The organism is Saliniramus fredricksonii (assembly GCF_900094735.1).
Lineage (GTDB): Bacteria > Pseudomonadota > Alphaproteobacteria > Rhizobiales > Beijerinckiaceae > Saliniramus > Saliniramus fredricksonii.
Window position 1 is genome coordinate 289358 of record NZ_FMBM01000003.1, and the last position, 15385, is coordinate 304742.

The 15385-nt window shown below is 67.1% G+C and carries 16 protein-coding genes; 6 read left to right on the forward strand and 10 right to left on the reverse strand.

Annotated features, from left to right (window positions below; genetic code table 11):
- Positions 1-31: 31 nt before the first annotated feature.
- The 9 genes from fliI to GA0071312_RS18690 all read right to left on the reverse strand — a co-directional run bounded on the left by fliI (position 32) and on the right by GA0071312_RS18690 (position 8019).
- Positions 32-1333 carry a flagellar protein export ATPase FliI gene (gene fliI / locus GA0071312_RS18650; RefSeq protein WP_074446610.1) on the reverse strand — a complete coding sequence of 434 codons (1302 nt, stop codon included), beginning with the start codon at positions 1331-1333 and terminating at the stop codon, positions 32-34.
- Between the two features lie 209 nt (positions 1334-1542).
- On the reverse strand, positions 1543-2121 hold the full coding sequence (locus GA0071312_RS18655; protein WP_074446521.1) for a hypothetical protein: 579 nt from the start codon (positions 2119-2121) through the stop codon (positions 1543-1545).
- Positions 2118-2843, reverse strand: coding sequence for a flagellar basal-body rod protein FlgF (gene flgF, locus GA0071312_RS18660; protein WP_074446522.1), 726 nt, complete (start codon positions 2841-2843; stop codon positions 2118-2120). The genes GA0071312_RS18655 and flgF overlap by 4 nt, the downstream gene beginning before the upstream one ends.
- 4 nt (positions 2844-2847) lie before the next feature.
- Positions 2848-3630, reverse strand: coding sequence for a DUF1217 domain-containing protein (locus GA0071312_RS18665; protein WP_074446523.1), 783 nt, complete (start codon positions 3628-3630; stop codon positions 2848-2850).
- 109 nt (positions 3631-3739) lie between these two features.
- Positions 3740-5083 (reverse strand): Tol-Pal system beta propeller repeat protein TolB, encoded by a 1344-nt coding sequence (gene tolB / locus GA0071312_RS18670; RefSeq protein WP_074446524.1) that lies wholly within the window; start codon positions 5081-5083, stop codon positions 3740-3742.
- 12 nt (positions 5084-5095) lie between these two features.
- Positions 5096-6217, reverse strand: a complete 1122-nt coding sequence (locus GA0071312_RS18675) for a hypothetical protein (RefSeq protein WP_131817870.1) — start codon at positions 6215-6217, stop codon at positions 5096-5098.
- Between the two features lie 9 nt (positions 6218-6226).
- Positions 6227-6682, reverse strand: a complete 456-nt coding sequence (locus GA0071312_RS18680) for an ExbD/TolR family protein (protein ID WP_074446526.1) — start codon at positions 6680-6682, stop codon at positions 6227-6229.
- A 9-nt stretch (positions 6683-6691) separates the two neighbouring features.
- The gene (gene tolQ / locus GA0071312_RS18685; RefSeq protein WP_074446527.1) at positions 6692-7414 is read right to left on the reverse strand and encodes a protein TolQ; all 723 of its coding nucleotides are present in this window, start codon (positions 7412-7414) and stop codon (positions 6692-6694) included.
- Between the two features lie 275 nt (positions 7415-7689).
- Positions 7690-8019, reverse strand: coding sequence for an NIPSNAP family protein (locus GA0071312_RS18690; RefSeq protein WP_074446611.1), 330 nt, complete (start codon positions 8017-8019; stop codon positions 7690-7692).
- Positions 8020-8249: 230 nt separating this feature from the next.
- Here GA0071312_RS18690 and GA0071312_RS18695 point away from each other — a divergent pair, with 230 nt between their 5' ends.
- Both GA0071312_RS18695 and GA0071312_RS18700 read left to right on the forward strand, forming a co-directional pair.
- Positions 8250-9611: an NAD(P)/FAD-dependent oxidoreductase gene (locus GA0071312_RS18695; protein ID WP_074446528.1), complete on the forward strand. Its 1362-nt coding sequence runs from the start codon at positions 8250-8252 to the stop codon at positions 9609-9611.
- 16 nt (positions 9612-9627) lie between these two features.
- On the forward strand, positions 9628-10011 hold the full coding sequence (locus tag GA0071312_RS18700; RefSeq protein WP_074446529.1) for a DUF5368 family protein: 384 nt from the start codon (positions 9628-9630) through the stop codon (positions 10009-10011).
- Here the strand turns inward: GA0071312_RS18700 and glpK are convergent.
- On the reverse strand, positions 9992-11509 hold the full coding sequence (glpK, locus tag GA0071312_RS18705) for a glycerol kinase GlpK (protein ID WP_074446530.1): 1518 nt from the start codon (positions 11507-11509) through the stop codon (positions 9992-9994). The two genes, GA0071312_RS18700 and glpK, sit on opposite strands and share 20 nt — an antisense overlap.
- 215 nt (positions 11510-11724) lie before the next feature.
- On the opposite strand from glpK, the gene GA0071312_RS18710 reads away from it, so the two are divergent.
- From GA0071312_RS18710 to GA0071312_RS18725, 4 genes are all read left to right on the forward strand, one after another.
- Positions 11725-12708: a 3-hydroxyacyl-CoA dehydrogenase NAD-binding domain-containing protein gene (locus GA0071312_RS18710; RefSeq protein WP_074446612.1), complete on the forward strand. Its 984-nt coding sequence runs from the start codon at positions 11725-11727 to the stop codon at positions 12706-12708.
- Positions 12705-13472, forward strand: coding sequence for an SDR family NAD(P)-dependent oxidoreductase (locus GA0071312_RS18715; RefSeq protein ID WP_074446531.1), 768 nt, complete (start codon positions 12705-12707; stop codon positions 13470-13472). The genes GA0071312_RS18710 and GA0071312_RS18715 overlap by 4 nt, the downstream gene beginning before the upstream one ends.
- 97 nt (positions 13473-13569) lie before the next feature.
- Entirely contained in the window at positions 13570-14586 is a 1017-nt protein-coding gene (locus GA0071312_RS18720) for a complex I NDUFA9 subunit family protein (RefSeq protein ID WP_074446613.1), read from the forward strand.
- Between the two features lie 18 nt (positions 14587-14604).
- On the forward strand, positions 14605-15369 hold the full coding sequence (locus GA0071312_RS18725; protein WP_238947340.1) for an SDR family oxidoreductase: 765 nt from the start codon (positions 14605-14607) through the stop codon (positions 15367-15369).
- The last annotated feature ends 16 nt before the right edge of the window (positions 15370-15385 follow it).

Below are 15385 nucleotides of genomic sequence, written 5' to 3' on the forward strand. Positions count from 1 at the left end.
CATCACGCGGGATCCCGTCCCAAACGGCCACTCAACCGTTTTGCAGCATCCCGGCGATCTCGCGGAACGGGTCGCGGCTGCGCGGTGAGGACGGGTCCTGGCGCAGGGCGTCGTAGAGGCGCGGCACGATGGTCACGGCCTGGTCGAGATCGGCATCGTGACCGGGCTGGTAGCCGCCCATCAGGCGCAGATCGCGCGTTTCCTCGAAACGGGCGACGAGGGCGAGGAAGCGGCGCACCACGCCCTGCTCCTCCGCACTCCAGACCTTGCGCGCCAGCCGCGAGATCGAGCCGAGCGGATCCATGGCGGGAAAACGTCCACGATCGGCAATGGTGCGATCGAGCACGATATGGCCGTCCAGCGTGCCCCGGATGTTGTCGGCCACGGGATCGTTGTGGTCGTCGCCGTCGACGAGCACCGAGAACAGCCCGGTGATCGTGCCGGCGCCCTCGCATCCGGGACCGGCGCGCTCCAGCAGGCGCGGCAGGTCGCTGAACACGCTCGGGGGAAAGCCGCGCGAGACGGCGGGTTCGCCGGCCGCCAGCGCCACGTCGCGGGCGGCATGGGCGTAGCGCGTGACCGAATCGACGATCATCAGCACCTTCTCGCCGCGATCGCGGAAATACTCGGCGATGGCCATGGCGGTATTGGGGGCGAGGCGGCGCATCATCGGGCTCTCGTCCCCGGTCGAAACCACCATCACGGCCTTGGAGCGGGCCTCGCCCAGCGTTTCCTCGAGGAACTCGCGGACTTCCCGCCCGCGCTCGCCAACCAGCGCGATCACCACCGTGTCGAAACCTTCCGCGCCGGCGAGCATCGAGAGCATGGTGGATTTGCCGACGCCCGAGCCGGCGAAGATGCCGATGCGCTGCCCGGCACAGAGCGGCGTGAACAGATCGACCATGCGCACGCCCGTGCGGATATGCGCGCCGACGCGGGCGCGATGCATGGCCGGCGGCGGTTCGGCGAAGGGGAAGACGCGCCGCTCACCCAGGGGAAGGGCGCCGCCATCGTCAATGGGCTTGCCCAGCGCATCAAGGACGCGCCCGCGCCAGCCCGCATGCGGATGCAGCGAGACCGCCTCCATGCGATGCACCTCGGCACCGAGCCGGGCGTCGATCGCGCCCTCGAAAGGCTTGACCGTGGCCCCGCCCGCATCAATGCGCACCACCTCGCCGATCTGGGGCCGGGCATCCCCATTTGCGGGAAGGACGACGCGCTCCCCCAGTTTGAGGAAGGGGGAGAGCCCCCCGACGCGGTAGAAAGCCGGCGTCACCGCGCTGACCCGCCCCCCGATACGCACAAGAGGCAGATCCTGCGTGGCGCGGGCCATGGCGTCGCCCAGCCCGTCGAGGGCATCGGGCGCCGATTCCGCGCGATCTCCCCTCTCCCGCCGTGGAGAGGAGCCGGGGGTGAGGGGCGGCGCAGAAGAATCGTCGCCGTTGATTTCCGTCGCCTGCTTCATCCCGGTTTCGCTCAATTCTGATACCTCCTCACCCCCAACCCCTCTCCACCCCGGAGAGGGGAGTTCTGTCTTAAGCTTCATGGAGGCGCAGGCCAGCCGTTTGCGGTAGCGGTCTGCGCCTCGCGAGCGAGGTGGCGCTGATGCAGATCTTCGAGCACGTCAGCCGGCAGCTGATTCGCGTCGGCCCGGGCCAGCCCCTCGACGGATGGCAGTGATCTCCCCACACGATCGGCATCGAGCATCGCGCTGAGCGCGGCGATCTCGTCCGCCCGCGCGACATCGGGCGCAGGGCCCTGCGCGGCGTCGCGTTCGCGCGGCAGATCGGGCAGAGGCGGCAGCGCGTTCGGATCGGGATTGAAGCCGCCCGGCTGCGAGACATGGCCACGCAGGATGCTGGTGCGCAGAAAATCGAGACGCGGCTTGTCCGCCGTGGCGGGATCGGTCGCTGCGTCCACGTCCGCGGTTTTCTGCCCGCTCTCGTCGAGCCTGTCGGAGAGTGTTGCGGTGAAATCCTGCACCGGCTCGGCGTTCAGCGCCTGGCGGGCGTGGTTGAGGGCATTCACGAGGCGCAGGCTGTGATCGCTGCGCGCGAGCACCACGCGATCAGGCGAAGCCGCGCCGCTTGCAGCACCGATGACGGCGGGCGCCTCACTCATCGCGTATCCCCGAGGGTGCGGATTGCATCCTGCAGGGTGCGGTCGTTCTGCTCGACCGCCGTGGATGCGCTCTCGAAGGCGCGGCTGACCGCGATCAGCCTGGTCAGTTCCAGCATCGGGTTGACATTGGCGCTCTCGGTATAGCCCTGCACCACGCCGTTATCGACGAAATCGAGCACCGGCTCTGGGGGGATGCTCGGGATCAGAGCGGAATTGGAAAACCGCGTGAGATCGGCGTCAGAATCGATGGCGAAGAGCCCGATCGCACCCATCTGCGCCCCGTTTTGCGTGATCATGCCGTCGCGCGAGATCGCCGGTGGTCCGCCATTGGGATCGAGCTGGATCGGCGCGAGCCCGGCATCGAGCACGAGATGGCCCGCCACCGTGCGCAATTCGCCGAATTCGTCGATCTGCAAGCGCCCGTCGCGGGTATAGGCCGGGCCGTTACCGGTCTCGATGGCGAAGAAGGCATCGCCATTCACGGCGATGTCGAGGGGGTTGCCGGTCTGATCGAGGCTGCCGGCCTGGCGCGATATATGGGTTTCCCCGACACTGGCGAAGGCGACGCGTTCGCGGCCCGCCGCCGAGAAGATCGATTCAAAGGTCACCTCATCGGCGCGATAGCCCACCGTCGACATGTTGGCGACGTTGCGGGCGATGGTCTCCATGCGTCGCTCGAGGGCGACCTGGCCGGAAACGGCGACATAGATCGGGCTCTGCATGGCCTCAGAAGCCTCCGCGCTTGATGGATTGAATGCTGGTCAGGAGATTGATCCCGATCCCCTGCGGTGTCGGCCCGCCGATCAGGATGTTGGGCGCGCTCGCCGGGGCGGTCGGGTTGTCGAGTTCATAGAGCGAGGTGAAGCGCGTGAGGAACCTGGACAGCGCGTCGGGATCCTTGAAATCCGCGATATCGAGCCGGCCCTCGATGAACGCCGCCTGCTGCTCGACACTCGCCCCGCCGGTCTGCGGCGAGAGGCCGAGCGCCGTCTGCACGACCTTGAGCAAGGCCGGATCGGCCAGGATCTCGTAGACGTTCTCGATGCCCGGCGCCTTGCGCTCGAAATACAGGGCCAGCCTTACGCCTTCGTTCTGCGCGCCCTGGGTTTCCTCCAGCGTCTGGCGCACGAATTTCTCGATCGTGCCCGATTGCGCGCGCGAGAAACTCGTCGTCGCGCTATCGTAGCGCTTGAAGTTGAAGGTCTCCACGAGATCGCGATAACGCTTGTCGGCGAGGCGGTTGGCGAAGGAATCGCGCTCGTCGGTACCCTCCTCCAGCGCCTTGCGAATAAAAGCCTTGGCATAGGCCATGTCTTCGAGTCCGTGCGCCTTGAGCGCGAAACGGTAGATCCGCTCGTCGCTCATGAAATCGTCGATCGAGCGGATCTTGCTGATATTCTCTTCGTAATAGGCGATGTCGCGCGCCGCCATCGGCTCCTGCGCGGTGCGCTCCAGTGAGCGTGGCAGATCACGCGCGACGAGATTGAAGGCGAGCGGTGTCGAGAGCATGGTCTTCCCTCACAGGCAGCCCGCGATGCGCCTGATGGCCATCGCGGTCGTGCCGTGACAGTGAGGCAGAAGCCTTGCGTGTGGCTTGCGACCCGCGCAGGCCGTGCGCTCAGGGACCACTGAGCGAGGGCGACCAGGTCGGATCGGAAGCGAAATTCGGTGTCGGGATCGGCGTCTCGACCCGACCCGTCACGTCAACCATGAAGAGCTGTCCACCCCCCTCGCCCCGGGGCTCGCGGAAAAAGACGAGATATTGTCCGTTCGGCGCCCAGGCCGGGCTTTCATTGTGATAGCCCTCCGTCAGGATGCGCTCGCCGGATCCGTCGGGCCGCATCACGCCGATCGAGAACTGCCCGCCCGACATCCGGGTGAAGGCGATCAGATCCCCGCGCGGCGACCAGACCGGCTGCGAATAGGAGCCGTCGCCGAAGGAAATCCGCTCCGCGTCCGAACCATCCGCGTTCATTACATAGAGCTGCTGGCGCCCGCCGCGATCGCTCTCGAAAACGATCCGGTCGCCATCGGGCGAAAACGACGGCGAGGTGTCGATGGCGCCGGTGGAGGTGAGGCGGGTGGTGGTGCGTGAATGCAGGTCGATCTGATAGAGATTGGCGTTCCCGCCCTGCTGCAATGCCATCAGGATGGAGCGCCCGTCCGGCGAGAAACGCGGGCTCGAGGTCATGTCGGGGAAATTGCCCACCGCCTGGCGCGCGCCGGTCTCGATATTGAGCACCTGCACCCGCGGCTGCTCGCCGCGCGCCTGGGCCATGAAGGCAATTTCCTGGTTGCGCGGGGAGAAGCGCGGCGTCACCACGGCGTTGTCTCCCGGCGTGAGATAGCGCACATTCGCCCCGTCCTGGTCCATGATGGCGAGGCGCTTGCGCCGGTCGTCGCGCGAGCCGGTCTCATCGACGAAGACGATGCGCGTATCGAAGAAACCGGGAATACCCGTGATTTCAGTGTAGATCGCATCCGAGATGATATGGGCGATGCGCCGCCAGTTGGCCGGTTCGGTGAAATATTGCTGGCCGACCGTCTGGCGCCCGGTGGTCACGTCCCAGAGCCGGAATTCCGCCCGCAGCCTGCCCCCGGAATCGCGGGTGACGCGCCCGGTGACGATGGCCTCGATCTCGGTATCGCGCCAGGCATCGAATTGCGGGGTCGCATCGAAGGCCGGCGCGCGCTCGGGAAACCGATCCGGATCGGCCGGGCTGAAATAGCCCGATCGCTGCAGGTTGCTGGAGATCACCCGGGTGATCTCCATCCCGAGATTGCCGTCTCCGGTGAAATCGATCACGGCGATCGGCATCGGTGCGAACTGGCCGCCACGCACATCGATGACGAGTTCCGCCGCAGCAGGACGCGGCAGGGCCAGCGCGGCCATGATCAGTCCGATCGCGGCAATCAGGAAGCGCGCATCACGCAGGGTCGGGAAGGGGACAAGGCGTTGCATCAGCGACGCTCCTCATGCGTCTCGCGGATCGAAATTGACGACCATCGTCTTCCAATCCTCATAGAACGGTGCGAATTCGGCGGGGATCGACAGGGGAGCACAGCGCTGTGTCGCCCGTGAGGCGGAATCGGCCACGGCCTGGAAGAGGCGGTCCGCTTCCGCATTGACGATCTGTGGCCGGTCCGCGAGCGAGCCATCGGCATTGAGCGCGATGCGCAGGGTGGCCACCGGTGGCTGCGGCAGGGATTGCGCGGCCAGGGGCGCATCCCAGCAGCGGCGCAGCTGCGCCTGGATGATGCCGATCAGCGCATCCTTCTGGCTCGGTGCGAGCTGCGCGGCGCGCCCGGTTTCGGTGCCGAGCGACGCCGTCTGCGAGACCTGCTCGCCGGTGGCGCCGCGCGCAGCCGGATCCTCGGTGGAGCGCAGCAGCGCGGCGATGCCGTCGGGATCGAAGCGTTCGGCAATCTCTGCCTCGGGCGGTGCACTCTGCTGGCGCTCAACCTCACGTCTTCGGGTTTCTTCTCTGGGCGCTTCTTCGCGCCGCGATTCTTCACGCCGCGCCTGTTCGGCGCGGGCGGCGGCCTGACGCTGCGCCTCGGCGCGGGCAGTGCGCGCCGGCGGCAGCGGTGTCGGGGCTTCGGCGATCTCGGCGACGGGCTCCGCCTCCGGTTCCGGTGCGGGCTCAGATTCGGTCACCGCTTGCGGCTCGGGCTCAAGCTCGGTAACGGGCTCTGGCTCGGTAACGGGTTCTGGCTCGGTAACGGGTTCAGAGACGTTCTCCGAAGCCGGTTCCGGCTCGGGCGGCGTGTCCTGTGCGACGGGCGCGTCTTGCGGGCGTGTCGGCGGGGCCGGCGTGTTGCGGGCATCGTCGCCGACGGGATTGACCTCGCGGGTCTCGGCTTCGCGATCGGCGCGCAGGCGCGGCTCCTCAAGGATTTCCGGGGCGTCGGTCTCGCCCTGGCTGATCTGCGAGAACTGGTTTTCGGTGATGAATTCGACGGGAATGCCCTCATCGGCCTCGGGCAGGGGCGCGATCTGCGAAAACGAGACGAGCCCCGCCGTCAGCAGCGTGACATGCGCCACCGTGCTGAGCAGAAGTCCCGGTTCGCGAAACCACGAGGCCAAGGCCGTCATCCCTTGCATTCACTGTTGCGATTGCGGCAATGTCACCAGTGCCACGCGTCGGTAGCCGCCATCCGTGACGATCGACATCACCTCCGCGACCCGCCCGTAATCGACCCGCCGGTCACCGCGCACATAGACGCGATCCTGCGCACCCGCGCTCACCCGCTCACCGATCGCCGAGACGATATCCGCATCGGGAATTTCGTCATCGTCGAGGAAGACGCGGCCCTGCGCATCGATCGAGAGCGTGATCGGTCGGCTCTCGACATTCAGCGCGCCGGCCCGGCTCTCGGGCAGATCGAGGGGCACCCCTGCCGAGAGCAGCGGGGCCGAGACCATGAAGACGATCAGCAGAACCAGCATGACGTCGATGAACGGCGTCATGTTGATCTCGTTGATGGCGCGCTTGCGCCCGCGCCGGCGCCGGCGCGCGCCGCCACCGACATTGCCCGGCCCGCCGTGAGACATCACCATCGCAACACCTCACGCCGCCTGGGCCATGCGCTCGTCGACCTGGCGTACCAGGATCGCCGAGAACTCGTCGGCGAAGCCCTCCATCCGGGCCTGGGCCCGCGAAACTTCGCTCTGCAGCTTGTTGTAGGCGATCACTGCCGGAATTGCGGCGAACAGCCCGATCGCGGTGGCAAACAGCGCCTCGGCAATGCCCGGCGCCACCACGGCCAGGCTGGTATTGTTGGAGCCCGCGATCGCCGTGAAGGCGGTCATCACACCCCAAACCGTACCGAACAGGCCGAGATAGGGGCCGGCGGAGCCGATCGAGGCCAGAAAGATCAGCCGGTTGTCCAGCCGGTCCACCTCGCGCTGGATGGTCACGTCGAGGACCTTGTCGATGCGCTGGGGCAGGCTGGCGAAGGACCGCGCCGCGCCTTCGAAGGAACGGCGCCATTCATGCATGGCCGAGACGAAGACCGAGGCCATGCCCGTCGTCGGGCGGTCCTGCAACGAGCGATACAGCTCTTCCAGCGACTGGCCCGACCAGAACACCTCCTCGAACCGGTCCATCGCCCGGTTCAGGCGGCGGAAGGTCAGGGTCTTGTCGATGATGATGGCCCAGCTGTAGATCGAGGCGACCGCGAGCCCGACCATCACCAGCTGCACCACGATATGGGCCTGCCAGAACAGGCCCCAGAGCGAGAGATCATGGGAAGCCAGCGGCACGGCCTCGATCGCATCGGCGGGGTTCATCGAACGGTCCTCTCTGGAGCAGCCAGCGGGCAATCGCGTCCCGCCGGGCTCGAACGGCATTCACGACGGATGCGCCGCGCGGACATGGCGTGGCCCGCAGGCACATCCGGTCCGATCCTTCGTTCGCCGCCGATTCTGTCGAAAGTATGAGCGGATTCGGGCGGTTGCGAAGTTCGGATCGTCGTGTTGCGATTAAGGACCTGTCAGGGTTAACGGGGGGTTATGAAAGCCCGCGCGCGGCGATGACGAAAGCGTGTGCCGCGCGCGGGGCGCCCTCAGCCCCGCGCGGGCGCGGCGAAGAAATCGACCGGTTTCATCAGCTTGTTTTCCTGGTGCTCCAGCGCGCCGAGCTCCGCACTCGCGGCGAGATAGGCCTGCCAGTCGGGATCGGCCTGCATGGCGGCGCGCCGGCGCTCGCGGTCAGCGGCGTCCTGGTACATCCACATATGCACATATTCGTTGGGGTTACCCGTCTCGGTCGTGAGATAGGCCAGCGGCTCCCCCAGATGACGCGTCTGCGGCGCCTTGCCGCGTTCTTCATAGAGGGCGAGATGCGCCTTCAGGCGCCCCGGTTGGCAGCGATAGATGCGCATGTCGATCAGCATGGTTTCCTCCATTCCTGGGCCATGGCCCGACATTGGGCGCGCGGATCGGTCGCGGCAAGGCCGCGCGATCCCCGTGTCGCCTTGCATCGATGCGCGTCCCGCACAGATGCAGGCGCGGCAGAATACCGGTTTCAACGGATGGTAAAGGGGTTGTGCCTTTCGTATAATTGTTCAATAATTTAAGAATAAGCTAATATAAGACAACCGCGCCGGTTGAGAGAGGAAACCCGATGCGTAACGACCGTCCCGATCACAATGCCTCGAAGCAGACTGAATCCGGCAGCGTCGCCCCGACCCGCCGTCAGGCGTTGTTGGGCCTCGCAGCAGCCGGTGCCGCCTCCGGGTTTGCGCTGAACGCATCCCGCGAAGCCAATGCCCAGAGCGCGGCACAGGCGCATGTCGTGATTGCCGGCGCCGGGGCCGGCGGCCTCACCGCCGCCTCGCAGCTCTCCCGCCGCATGCCCAATGCCCGCATCACCATCATCGATCGTCAGGAACGCCACTATTTCCAGCCCGGCTACACGCTGGTCGGTTCAGGTGTGTGGAATGAAGGCCAGGTGATTGATTCGACCGAGCGCTTTCTGCCGCGCAATGTCGATTGGGTGCGCGCCGATATCGCGGAATTCGATCCGGACGGCGACCGCGTCGTGACCAGCACGGGACAGGAGATCGCCTATGACTATCTTGTCGTGGCGACCGGATTGCATCTCGATTACGAGGCGGTCGAGGGAATGGAACGCAGCCTGATCGGCAGCCACGGCATCGCCTCGATCTATGCCGGCCCCGCCGAGGCGGCGGCCTCCTGGGAGTTGATGGAGGCCTTCATCGAGAATGGCGGCCAGGGGCATTTCGGTCGCCCGGCGAGCGAAATGAAATGCGCCGGCGCGCCGCTCAAATTCGCGCTCCTGACCGAAGACAGGCTGACCACGCGCGGGCGCCGCAGCGGCGCGGAACTGCATTATCACGCCCATAATCAGGGCCTGTTCGCAGTGCCGCCCGTGAATGACAAGGTGAAACAGATCTTCGACGACCGGGGCATCGCGGCGCGCTGGGAGCATGTCATCCACGCCATCGATCCCGGCAGCAAACGCGTGACCTACCGTACGCCGGACGGGCTCACGGAATTTGACTACGACTTCATCCATCTCATCCCGCCGATGCGCGCGCCGGATGCGGTCGTCGACAGTCCGCTGGGCTGGCAGGACGGCCCCTATGCCGCCGATTCGTGGCTTGAAGTCGACATGTACACGATGCAGCACCGCCGCTACGCCAACATCTTCGGCATCGGCGACATCAACGGCGTGCCCAAGGGCAAGACCGCCGCCAGCGTGAAATGGCAGGCGCCGGTCGCGGTCGCCAACCTGATCGACGTGATCGAGGGACGCGAGATGAGCGCGCGCTATAACGGCTACACCTCCTGCCCGCTGGTGACCCGTGTCGGCACGGCGATGCTGGTGGAGTTCGATTACGACGACAATCTCACGCCGTCCTTCCCCTTCATCGACCCGCTGACGGAGAGCTGGATCTCCTGGGTGATCGAGGAAAAGGCACTCAAGCCCACCTACCACGCCATGCTGCGCGGCTACGCGTGAACCGGGAGGAACGACCATGCAGGATTTTCATCCCGCCACACTCTTCGTGATCGCACAGGAAACGCTGGGCTTCCTGCTCTGGCTCGGCATCGGGCTCGCGGTGATCGTGCTCGCGCTCTACGCCATCGCGCTGATGCGCGGGCTCGCCCTGCGCGGCGCACCGATGCGGATCGCGGCGATTCTGGGCATCCTCGTCGGCATCGTCGCGATGGCGGCGGCGCCCGCCATGACGGATGCGGGTTTCGCGCATCTCGTCGCCGGGATCGATTACGTCTTCATCGCCCTGATCGGGATCGGCGGTTTCGTCGCGAGCGTGATCGCGCTGACGCCACTTCTGGTGCTGCTCGGTCTCGGTGGGGCGCGCGAGGAGCGGGTTTCGCTCACGGCGCCGGCGGAGTGAGGGTGCGCCGCAGCGCATCTTCCCAGCCGGCGCGTTTTTCGGCGCGCCGGGCATCCGCCATTGTCGGCGTGAAACGGCGTTCGCGCGACCAGCTGCGCGCGAATTCCGCCGGCTGCGGATAGAGATCGGCGGCCAGTCCTGCGAGATAGGCCGCCCCCAGCGCCGTCGTCTCCGCGACGCGGGGGCGATCAACGGGTCTTGCAAGTATGTCGGCGAGGTTCTGCAGCAGCCAGTCATTGGCCACCATGCCACCATCGACGCGCAGGACCGACCCGTCACCGCCGGCATCGGGGATGTTCGCCGCCGCGATATCCGCCGTCATCGCTGCCAGCAGATCGGCGGTCTGGTGCGAGACGCTCTCCAGCGCCGCGCGGGCGATCTCGGCACGTCCCGTGCCGCGCGTCATGCCCGAGAGCGTGGCGCGCGCCTGCGAATCCCACCAGGGTGCGCCAAGCCCCACGAAGGCCGGCACCAGATAGACCGCCTGATCGGGATCGGCGCGCTCGGCGAGTGTCTGCGTTTCCTGCGCCGAGGCGACGATGCCCAGCCCGTCGCGCAGCCATTGCACTGCCGCGCCCGCCACGAAGATCGCGCCCTCCAGCGCGTAATGGCGAACGCCCGCGATCTGATAGGCCACCGTCGTGAGCAGGCGGTTCTGCGAGGGGGCCGGCGTGGTGCCGATATTGACCAGCGCGAAGGCGCCGGTCCCGTAGGTCACCTTCGCCATACCGGGCGTGAAGCAGGCCTGGCCCACCGTCGCCGCCTGCTGATCGCCCGCCACGCCGCGAATCGGGATGCCCCCCCCGAACAGATCATCGCGCACCCGGCCGAAATCGCCGGCGCTGTCGCGCACTTGCGGCAGCCAGTCGCGGGCGATGCCGAAGGCGGCGAGGCAATCCTCGTCCCAATCCCCGCGCGCGATATCGTAGAGCAGCGTGCGCGAGGCATTGGTCGCATCGGTGGCGAAGACCTCCCCGCCGGTCAGCCGCCAGATCAGGAAGGTATCGACCGTTCCGAAGGCGAGTTCGCCGGCCTGCGCGGCGGCCCGGATGCCGGGATCATTCTCCAGAAGCCAGGCGTATTTCGTCGCGGTAAAATACGAATCGAGCAACAGCCCGGTCTTTTCCCGCAGGGCGGGTTCCTCCCCGGCGGCGACGCGGCGTGCGCAATCGGGGGCGGTGCGGCGATCCTGCCAGACGATGGCGTTGTGAACGGCGCGCCCGGTACGCCGGTTCCATACGATCCCGGTCTCGCGCTGGTTGGTGATGCCGAGCGCGGCGATGTCACCGGCATGCAACCCGGCGCGGGCCAGCACCTCGGAGATCACCGCGACGCAGGAGGCCCAGATCTCCTCCGGATCGTGCTCCACCCAGCCAGGGCGCGGATAGATCTGCGGAAACTCGCGCTGCGCCACGGCGACGGGAGAGAGCTTGCCATCGAAGATGATGGCCCGGCTCGACGTCGTGCCCTGATCGAGGGCGATGGTGTATCCGCTCATCCGGCTCTCCCTGACAATTTTTCCGTTGCAATGCTCAACCGATCCCGAACCGCAGGTTAGCCGTGAAGCCGCGCGGGGAAAAGCCCGCCGCGGCGCCGTGCGGGCATCGCACCTCACCGGAAAGCGCCCTTCGTCACGGTTTCATCACTGGCCCATCGCGGGCTTTCGGTGCTCCTATGGCGTGGCAGAAGAACGATCAATTCAGGGAGGAAGACATGGGCGGTTACGTCCCCGTCGCCGAGGTGCGCCGCGTTGCGGTGCTGGGAACCGGCACGATCGGTGCGAGCTGGGCTTCGTGGTTTCTCGCACGCGGCTACGACGTCGTCGCCTGGGATCCCGCCGAGGGCTGGCGCGCGCGGCTTGAAGCCTTCACCGCCCATGCCATGCCGCAGGTCGAACAGACCGGCGCCGCGCGTGACCCCGCCGGCCGGCTCACCTGCGTCGACACGCCCGAGGAGGCGGTGGCGCAGGCGGATTTCGTGCAGGAGAATGCGACGGAGCGCCTCGGGATCAAGCAGGCGCTCTACAAGCGCATCGACAAGGCCCTGCCTGCCCGCAGCATCCTCGCCACCTCGACCTCGGGGCTGATCCTCAGCGATCTGGTCGCGGGGCTGGAAAGCGCGCCGCGTTTTGTCGTCGGCCATCCCTTCAACCCGCCGCATCTGATCCCGCTGGTCGAGGTCGTGGCCTCGCGATTCACCGATCCGGAAGCGGCGCAATGGGCGCATGCCTTCTACGCGCATATCGGCAAGCATCCGATCATGCTCAGGAAGGAGGTGCCCGGCCATCTCGCCAACCGGCTCCAGGTCGCGCTCTGGCGCGAGGCCTTCAACTGTCTCCAGGACGGACTCGCCGATGCCGCCGATATCGATGCGGCGATCGCCCAGGGGCCCGGCCTGCGCTACGCGCTCTACGGCCCCAACATGATCTTCAACATGACCGGCGGGCGCGGCGGTATCCGCGCCTCGGTGGAGCAGTTCGGCCCCGCCTTCGAGGCCTGGTGGGCGACGATGCAGCGCACGCCCGTCTTCGACGACGCCCTCAAGAGCGCCCTGATCGAAGGCGTCGACGCGCTGATGGCGGGGCGCTCGATGGAAGAGCTCGAAGCCGAACGCGACGCGCGGCTGATCGCGCTTCTGAAGCTGCTGGGTGAGCAGAAAGGCGAAGAGGCAGCGGATATGGAGGAAAGCAAGCCATGATCCGTTATGATCTCACCGGGCGCACGGCGCTGGTGACCGGCGGCGCCTCCGGAATCGGCCTCGCCACGGTGACGCTGCTTGCCAGTTCGGGGTGCCGCGTGGCGCTCAACCATCTGGAAGATGATCCACGCGGGCCCGACGAGGTGGCGCGGCTGCGCGATCTCGGGCACGACGTCATCGCCGCGCCGGGCAATGTCGGGGATGGCGATGACGGGCCGCGCATGGTGCGCGAGGCGGTCGCCGCTCTGGGTGGGCTCGACTGGCTCGTCAACAATGCCGGCACGCCGGGCACGACGCGCCTGATCCCGCCGGCGGAGCTCGACGCCCTGAGCGAAGAACTCTGGGAGAGTGTCCTCCAGGTCAATCTGCGCGGGCTGTTTCGCTGTACGCGTGCCGCGGCGGAGGCTTTGCGCGAACGCAATGGCGCCGTGGTGAACGTCGCCTCGATCGCCGGGCTCGACAGCCCCGGCTCCTCGATGGCCTATGGCGCCACCAAGGCCGGCGTGATCAGCCTGACCAGGAATCTCGCGCGCGGGCTCGCGCCACAGGTGCGCGTCAACGCGGTGGCGCCGGGTGCGGTGGATTCGCCCTGGATGGTGGAATGGACGCCGGAAAAACGCCGGGCCAGTGCCGAGAAGGCGCTGCTGGAGCGGCGTTGCACGCCGGAGGATATCGCGGAAGTGATGGTCTATCTGCTGGCCGGCGCGGCCATGGTGACGGGCCAGACAGTGACGGTAGATGGCGGCCTCATGCTCTCGCGCTGATGATGCGGTGCAAACGGCGCTTCACAGGCGGGCCGGATTTGACTATTGAACGCCCCGTGTCGATGTACAGTCGACAGACAGTTTTCAGGGGATGATGATGAGCGCCTCCAACCAGCAGCCGCACCCCGTGACCGGGAAGCTCGTGACCGTCTTCGGCGGATCGGGCTTTCTCGGTCGGTTCGTCGTGCAGACACTGGCCAGACGCGGCTACCGGGTGCGCGTCGCCGTGCGCCGGCCCGATCTCGCGCAGAATCTGCAGCCGCTCGGTGCCGTCGGCCAGATCCATGCGGTCCAGGCCAATCTGCGTTATCCCGAATCGGTGCGCGCGGCGGCGCAGGGCGCGGATGCGGTGGTCAATCTCGTCGGCATCCTGCAGCAGGGCGGCCGTCAGACCTTCGAGGCGCTCCAGACCGTCGGCGCCGAGACAGTGGCGCGGGCGGCGAGCGAGAATGGCGCACGCATGGTGCAGATATCCGCCATCGGCGCCGATCCCGAGAGCCCCGCGCAATACGGGCGCACCAAGGCCGAGGGCGAGGCGCGGGTCCTGGCCGTGGCGCCGCAGGCGGTGATCCTGCGTCCCTCCATCGTCTTCGGTCCGGGTGATTCCTTCTTCAACCGTTTCGCGGCGCTGGCGCGGGTCTTCCCCGTCCTGCCCATTGCCAGCGCCGATACGCGTTTCCAGCCGGTCTATGCCGGTGACGTGGCCGAGGCGGTGGCGCGGGCCGTGGACGGCGCGGTCGAAGGCGGCAGGATCTACGAACTCGGCGGTCCGGGCGTCTACAGCTTCCGTGAATTGCTCGCCTATGTGCTGACCGTGACCGAGCGCAAGCGCATCATCGCGGCGATGCCTCCGGCCCTCGCGCGGCTTCAGGCCAGCATCACCGAAACCCTCGACCGCTTCACCTTCGGCCTGATGCCGGACGAGATCGTGCTCACCCGCGACCAGCTTCTGATGCTCGCGCAAGACAATGTCGTCTCAGCGCAAGCCGAGGCGGAGGGGCGCACATTCGCGGCTCTGGGGATCACGCCGACCTCGCTCGAGGCGATCGTGCCGGGCTATCTCAAGCGTTTTCGCAAGCATGGACAATACGAAAAGCGCAAGACCGCCGCGTGATCGCGCCGGGAGCCATGCATGGATTTCGCCGCAGAAGACGGCGCACCTGCCATCGGCACACTGCAAAAGCAGCATCGAAGGGGAGGATTGATCGTGCAGAAGACGGCTCTGGTCACGGCGGCGAGCGGGGGTATCGGCGGCGCGGTGGCGCGCGCGCTGGCGGCGGAAGGGTATCTTGTGGGTATCATGGCGCGCTCTGACAAGACCGAGGCGCTGGCGGCGGAGATCGGCGGCTTCGCATTCATCGGCGATGTCAGCAAGGCCGAAGATCTCGCCGGTTTCGTCGAGGCGGCGCTCGCGAAGAGCGGGCGGATCGATGCGATCGTGCCAAATTCCGGCCATGCCGCAAAAAAGCCCGTGCTCGATATCACCGATGAAGACTGGCACGGCGCCCTCGACATGATGATGCTGCCCACGGTTCGCCTCGTGCGCCATGCCCGTGCTGCGCTGGCCGAGAGCAAGGGCGCGATCTGCGCCCTGTCGAGCTTCGCCATCGCCCGGACCGATCAGGATTTCGCCCCCTCTGTCGCCCAGCGCGCCGCCCTCGACGGCTATATCCGCCTCGCGGCCAGGCCGCTGGCAGCGGATGGCATCCGCATCAACGCCGTCGCGCCCGGCTTCGTTGATACCCGCGATCCCACCGAGACCCGCCTCGCACGCATCCCCATGGGCCGCTATGGCGCGGCCCACGAGATCGCCGAAGCGGTGACCTGGCTGATCTCCCCCAGGGCATCCTATGTGACCGGCCAGACCCTGATCGTCGATGGCGGCCTCGCAGCCTGACGCCCGGTCGCGGCGC

Bases quoted from the DNA above. Each gene is read 5' to 3' on its own strand.
- fliI (WP_074446610.1), bottom strand. From the start codon at position 1,333: ATGGCCCGCGCCACGCAGGATCTGCCTCTTGTGCGTATCGGGGGGCGG.
- GA0071312_RS18715 (WP_074446531.1), top strand. From the start codon at position 12,705: ATGATCCGTTATGATCTCACCGGGCGCACGGCGCTGGTGACCGGCGGC.
- GA0071312_RS18665 (WP_074446523.1), bottom strand. From the start codon at position 3,630: ATGCTCTCGACACCGCTCGCCTTCAATCTCGTCGCGCGTGATCTGCCA.
- GA0071312_RS18720 (WP_074446613.1), top strand. From the start codon at position 13,570: ATGAGCGCCTCCAACCAGCAGCCGCACCCCGTGACCGGGAAGCTCGTG.
- tolB (WP_074446524.1), bottom strand. From the start codon at position 5,083: ATGCAACGCCTTGTCCCCTTCCCGACCCTGCGTGATGCGCGCTTCCTG.
- GA0071312_RS18695 (WP_074446528.1), top strand. From the start codon at position 8,250: ATGCGTAACGACCGTCCCGATCACAATGCCTCGAAGCAGACTGAATCC.
- GA0071312_RS18725 (WP_238947340.1), top strand. From the start codon at position 14,605: ATGGATTTCGCCGCAGAAGACGGCGCACCTGCCATCGGCACACTGCAA.
- tolQ (WP_074446527.1), bottom strand. From the start codon at position 7,414: ATGAACCCCGCCGATGCGATCGAGGCCGTGCCGCTGGCTTCCCATGAT.
- GA0071312_RS18655 (WP_074446521.1), bottom strand. From the start codon at position 2,121: ATGAGTGAGGCGCCCGCCGTCATCGGTGCTGCAAGCGGCGCGGCTTCG.
- GA0071312_RS18680 (WP_074446526.1), bottom strand. From the start codon at position 6,682: ATGGTGATGTCTCACGGCGGGCCGGGCAATGTCGGTGGCGGCGCGCGC.
- GA0071312_RS18710 (WP_074446612.1), top strand. From the start codon at position 11,725: ATGGGCGGTTACGTCCCCGTCGCCGAGGTGCGCCGCGTTGCGGTGCTG.
- glpK (WP_074446530.1), bottom strand. From the start codon at position 11,509: ATGAGCGGATACACCATCGCCCTCGATCAGGGCACGACGTCGAGCCGG.
- GA0071312_RS18700 (WP_074446529.1), top strand. From the start codon at position 9,628: ATGCAGGATTTTCATCCCGCCACACTCTTCGTGATCGCACAGGAAACG.
- flgF (WP_074446522.1), bottom strand. From the start codon at position 2,843: ATGCAGAGCCCGATCTATGTCGCCGTTTCCGGCCAGGTCGCCCTCGAG.
- GA0071312_RS18675 (WP_131817870.1), bottom strand. From the start codon at position 6,217: ATGACGGCCTTGGCCTCGTGGTTTCGCGAACCGGGACTTCTGCTCAGC.
- GA0071312_RS18690 (WP_074446611.1), bottom strand. From the start codon at position 8,019: ATGCTGATCGACATGCGCATCTATCGCTGCCAACCGGGGCGCCTGAAG.